General features: G+C 59.5%; 4 protein-coding genes. 3 read left to right on the plus strand and 1 reads right to left on the minus strand.

Annotation, left to right across the window (positions count from 1 at the left end; all coding sequences use genetic code 11):
* Nucleotides 1-300 (minus strand): NAD(P)H-dependent oxidoreductase (locus VJR68_RS18915; RefSeq protein ID WP_324150187.1); only part of this gene is annotated, 300 nt, incomplete at its 3' end.
* A gap of 86 nt (nt 301-386) precedes the next feature.
* On the opposite strand from VJR68_RS18915, the gene VJR68_RS18920 reads away from it, so the two are divergent.
* From VJR68_RS18920 to VJR68_RS18930, 3 genes are all read left to right on the plus strand, one after another.
* Nucleotides 387-1,280 carry a LysR family transcriptional regulator gene (locus tag VJR68_RS18920; RefSeq protein WP_324150188.1) on the plus strand — a complete coding sequence of 298 codons (894 nt, stop codon included), beginning with the start codon at nt 387-389 and terminating at the stop codon, nt 1,278-1,280.
* 294 nt (nt 1,281-1,574) lie between these two features.
* The gene (locus tag VJR68_RS18925) at nt 1,575-3,074 is read left to right on the plus strand and encodes a GGDEF domain-containing protein (protein WP_324150190.1); all 1,500 of its coding nucleotides are present in this window, start codon (nt 1,575-1,577) and stop codon (nt 3,072-3,074) included.
* A 35-nt stretch (nt 3,075-3,109) separates the two neighbouring features.
* Nucleotides 3,110-4,336: a serine hydrolase domain-containing protein gene (locus VJR68_RS18930; protein ID WP_324150191.1), complete on the plus strand. Its 1,227-nt coding sequence runs from the start codon at nt 3,110-3,112 to the stop codon at nt 4,334-4,336.
* The last annotated feature ends 180 nt before the right edge of the window (nt 4,337-4,516 follow it).

The raw sequence follows: 4,516 nt of genomic DNA on the forward strand, positions 1-4,516 counted from the left end.
CAGCGGAAACTGCAGGATCACGGTGTCGGCCCAGCGCAGCTTTTCCTGTTCGCGCGCGATGTCTTCACGCTGCCGCCCGTTTTGATAGGCATGTTTGGAGTCGCGTGACGGCTCGAAGCGATCGCCAAGTTTGCCGTCGAGACTGTCGTCTTGATCCAGCACTGCTTTCCACTGCATGGCGTACAGGTCGGAAACCTGCACCGTGTGCCCGGCGGCCTCCAGGCGCTTTATGGCGAAATCCTTCAATGCACCGTTCAGCGATTTGGGTTCGGGGTGCGCGTAAACGATCAATACATTCATGGCGGGACCTTCATGCTTGGAATGCCCGCAGCATAGAAATGGATCAGGTATATTGGAAATTAATTTCAAATATTTCTGGTATTGCCATGGGTAATCTCAGGCGCTTGGACCTCAACCTGCTGCTCACCCTCGACGCATTACTGGCCGAGCGCAATGTGACTCGCGCGGCGGAACGTTTGAACTTCTCGCAGCCGGCCGTGAGCATTCAACTGGCGAAGCTGCGGGATTTTTTTGGCGATCCGCTGCTGCTGCCGGGCCCGCGAGGCATGCGGCCAACCGCGCGGGCGGAAACGTTGCGCGAACCGTTGCGCCAAGCCTTGCAGGTGCTCAATGGTGCCATCGCTCCGGCCAAACCCTTCAACCCGGCCGACGCCACCCATACTTGGCGCCTTGCCGCCACCGACTATGCCGAGTCCACCATCGTGCTGCCTACCTTGCACGGCTTGCGCGGCGCAGCGCCGGCCACGCGGCTGGCAGTGGTTGAAATGATGCCGACGCGCATCGCCAGGCAGGCGGAGCAGGGCGAGATTGATCTGGCTTTTCACACCACCGAAGGCTCGCCGCCCAGCTTGCGTCGCCGCACGCTGTTCAAGGAGCGGTACGTGCTGGTGGGGCGTGCCGATCATCCGCGTTTGAAGCGGCGGCCCACGCTGAAACAGTTCTGCCAGCTCGAACACGTCATCGTCTCGCCCGATGGTGGCGGTTTCCTGGGCGTTACGGATGAAGCGCTAACGAAAGTGGGCGTGGCACGCAAGGTCGTGCTTTCCGTGCCGCACTTCCTGTTCGTGCGCGAGGTAGTGGCAAATACCGATCTCGTGGCAATGCTGCCGGCGCGTCTGGTCCGTGATAACCGCCAACTGAAAGTGGTGGATGCACCCGTCGACATACCTGGCTACGAAATGTCCATGCTTTGGCACGAACGCGTGCATCGTGATCCGGCGCATCAATGGCTGCGGGAATTCATCGCGGCATCGATTTGATCAAGTGGAGGCAGCCCGTTCGCCTGTCTTCAATCATGCTGCGCGTCGCCCTCGCTCTTGGGACGCCAGGGCTATGACGTAGTTAAGGTCGCTGCGCTGGAAGGGGAGAGGGGCAAGGCCCATTATTTGCTTGTGTGTATATAGGGCGCTTGCGGACGTCGCATAGAGAGGCCGCCGGCTTGGCTGGAATCGTCGATGACCTGCTCGCATCCGGCCTGCCCACCTGCGGACGTGACGCATTTTGTCCATGGGTGCCCTATCGCCGCGCTTGCCACATGTTTCAGGGGAAATGGTTTGTTTGCTGTCTGGCTAGTCGTCCTGCTGCTGATCGCCCATCTAGGCCTGGCGAAATGGAGCGGCCATGCCGAGGCCGTGCAGCCCCAGTTGGCCATGATCGCGGTCATGGTGGCGGCGGTATGGGCGGCTTTCATGCGCTACCGGCGCAGCCCGGCGCTGCTCCGTTTGCCGTGGCTGCTGATGGGGCTGGCGCTGCTGATGCAGGTGCTATGGGCGGGCACCAACGTGCTGGCCATGATGGTGGGCGATAAAAGCGGCTATCTGGCAGCGCTCGCGACGGTTCTTTCCAGCCTGTACGTGATCCCTTGCATGTTCATGGTCACCCGTTCGTTCGCGCCGGATGAAGCGCGCACGATGGCCGTGCTGGATCTGGTGCTGTCGTGCATGGTGGCGGCGTTGCTGTATCTGTTTTTCACCAAGCTGCTCAGCGGCCCGTTGGCCTCGGACCCATCCAGCATTTATGTCGTGATCTATCTGGCCGACGCAATCGACTTTTCGCTGGCCGGCATGGCGATCTTGCGCCTGCTCGGCGCGCGCAGTTTTCGCTGGCGCTATTTCTATTACGTCGCCAGTGCGCATCTGCTGATCAACGCCGCGGTGGCCGCGCTCTACAACCGTATCGAAATGCATGGCTTGCCATGGTGGGCCGGCTCGCTGATCGACATTCCCCACGCGCTGGTGGTGCTGGTGGCGATAAGGCAACCGCCGCGCTGGTTGCGCGCGTACCATCCTTCGCTGGCAGTGTCGCAAACCATTGCTTCCTTCGCGCCCATCATCCTGACGATGATGGTGGTGATGCTAAGCATCAGCACGTCGCGCGTCAGTCTTACCCCCAGCCTGCTGGCGGGATGCACTGCAGTCCTGTTCTACGGTTTGCGCATGGCCTTCATTCAAAGCCGCCATCTGGATCGGCAACGTGCCGTCGACCTGAGTGCGTGGCGGCTGGAACAGCAGGTGGGGCGCGATCCGCTCACCGGCATCGCCAATCGCGCCATGCTCGATAGGCGCTTGCGCGAAGCGCTGGAAGAGGGGCGCGCCAGCGGAAATTATTGCTCGGTGTTGATGATCGATATCGATTTCTTCAAGCAATACAACGACAGCCTCGGCCATATTGCCGGCGATGCCTGCCTGGTGCAGGTGGCTTGCGCGCTGAGCAGCAGCCGGGTGCGCGCCAATGACGTGGTGGCTCGCTATGGCGGCGAAGAATTCGCAGTGGTGTTGGTGGATACCACGATGGATGTTGCGCAGGACGTCGCACACCGTTTGATCCAGGCGATCGAGCGCTTGCAGATCGTTCATCCGAATTGCCCATCGGGATATGTCACGGTGAGCATCGGTATTGCGACGCAGGTAGCGCAAACGTCCATGGATCCTGTCTTCATGTTGGATGAAGCCGACCGCGCGCTTTATCGCGCCAAGAGCAAAGGGCGCAATCGCTACGAGTCAGCTGTAGGCATGACACCTGCTGGGCTGGACGACGCGACCATGCACGGCTAGCCTTTTCCAACCATGCGTTCACCGAGGGGAGCAGCATGCGTTTCGGCATATGGCTTACCGTTATGGGGCTGTTCGTTTGTTTGTGTGCGCATGCAGCCGATCGGCCGCTGCGTGGCGATGCGCTGGATCGGCGCATTCAAGCCTTGATGGGCGTGGCGCATGTGCCGGGGTTGGGCATGGCACTGATCGAGAATGGTCGCGTGACATACCTCAAGGCATACGGGGAGCGTGACGTCGAACACCACTTGCCGCTACGCACTGATACGGTGATGTACGCGGCGTCATTGACCAAGGCTGCCTTTGCCTACAGCGTGATGATGATGGTGGACGAAGGGCGCATCGACCTGGACCGCCCGATCGGAAAATACCTGCCCAAGCCGCTGCCGCAATACAGCTTGTACGCCGATCTTGCGGACGAGCCGCGCTGGCAGTTGCTTACGCCACGTATTTTGTTGAGCCACCGCTCCGGGTTTCCCAATTTTCGCTACTTTCCTCCCGGCAAGGACTACGATCCGCACGGCAAGCTGCATAACTATTTCGAACCGGGTACACGCTACAGCTATTCCGGCGAAGGCATCAATCTTCTTCAATTCACCATCGAGCAGGGACAACTTGCGGATGTGAGCGATTACATGCGAGCGCATCTATTTGAGCGTTTCGACATGCCGCATACCTCGCTGACATGGCGCGACGATTTTGCCTCCAACGTGGCGCAGGGTTATGACAAAGCCGGCAAGCCGCTAGGGCACGATCAGCATAGTCACGCGCATGTTGCCGGTTCCATGGATACGACCTTGCATGATTATGCGCAGCTGGCCGCCGCCATGGTGCGCGGCGACGGTTTGAAGCCCGCCACGCATGCCATGTGGCTGAAGCCGGAGATACGCATCCGCAGCGTGCAGCAGTTTCCTCCCATCGTGCTGCCGGATACCTCGGACAACGATGGCATTGCATTGAGCTATGCGCTCGGTGTCGGCACGTTCAAGTCGCCGCGGGGTCCGGCCTGGTTCAAGGAAGGCCACGATGACGGCACCAGCAACCTGTTGCTGTGTATCGAGCGCACACGCGATTGCCTGCTGATGCTGAGCAATAGCGCAAATGCGGAATCCATTTTTCCGTACCTGATCCAGGCAACATTCGGCGATGTCTGTTATCCGTGGTATTGGGACGGCTACATTCCTTACGATCGTCCGGCGTGGCGCAGCGACGAAGCACGCAAGCAGCCGCATCCGCCGTGCCTTCGGCTTGATTTCCACATGTGACAGATACGCACCTTAAGGATGTAGTGACGGGTGGAATAGATCAGAGCATCCTTAATCTTACTGTGTCATAAAAATCAATGTAATATGTGTATAACTTGATGCCATGGGTGAGAGGCGATGAGGACGGTGTCAAACCGCTTCGAGAAGTATCTGGAGTACTTGGCGGAAGGACTGGGTCAT

The sequence above is a fragment of the Dyella sp. genome (assembly GCF_035277725.1).
In the GTDB taxonomy this organism is placed as follows: domain Bacteria; phylum Pseudomonadota; class Gammaproteobacteria; order Xanthomonadales; family Rhodanobacteraceae; genus Dyella_B.